At 46.5% G+C, this 649-nt stretch carries 1 protein-coding gene and 1 pseudogene; both read right to left on the bottom strand.

What is annotated here, in order from left to right; translation table 11 throughout:
• A partial coding sequence (locus R7Q11_RS24820) for a deoxyribodipyrimidine photo-lyase (RefSeq protein ID WP_225466835.1) occupies positions 1 to 506 on the bottom strand: 506 nt, incomplete at its 3' end.
• Positions 507 to 515: 9 nt separating this feature from the next.
• Positions 516 to 649, bottom strand: a pseudogene (locus R7Q11_RS24815) (helix-turn-helix-type transcriptional regulator); the annotation flags it as partial.

Below are 649 nucleotides of genomic sequence, written 5' to 3'. Positions count from 1 at the left end.
GGCTTGGATACCGTTGGCAAGGAAAACTTTTGCAACCATGCTCGTTTGAATGGCGTAAATACTTTGAAATACTCGCCTTGCTTGTTGAGTACGGTCGTTGGCGCATGAACGCATTTGTCGTGAAAGGCGTGAAACTCTACCCCACGATTATCCAGTACTTGAGCAACCTTTCTATCCAACTCAACTTCATTCACTTCATAATTGATGTTGACCATTACCGCCGTTGCGTTGAGCTTATCCGCCCAATCGCAAATGACTTTTGTACAGTCGTCAAAATGCGGAACTTCTTTATATAGAAGAGGAATGTTTAGCTCTGTGAGCTCTTGATGAACATGCTCAAGACGGCTGGCGATTAAATCCGCCTGCATCGGCGCCATGTGGTGCTCTTGCCACTGTTCTGGCGTTGCAACAAAACAAGCAACAACAGGTTGTCCTGTATCAAGTGCCGCCTTTAACGCCGTGTGGTCTAACGTGCGTAAATCGCGCCTAAACCAAACCAGAATCATGTGGTCTCCTTACTGAATCTGTGTTTGTGCAAGATGAAGTTTCTCAATAACTTCCGAACACTGCACTTGCTCAGGATACCGCGCTAACAGCGCTTTGAATGCTTCCACTTGCTTGGCAGGTAGCGCCTTATTCGAGAACACAT

Source organism: Vibrio sp. 970, from assembly GCF_033339075.1.
This window is presented reverse-complemented; position numbering and strand designations above follow the sequence as displayed.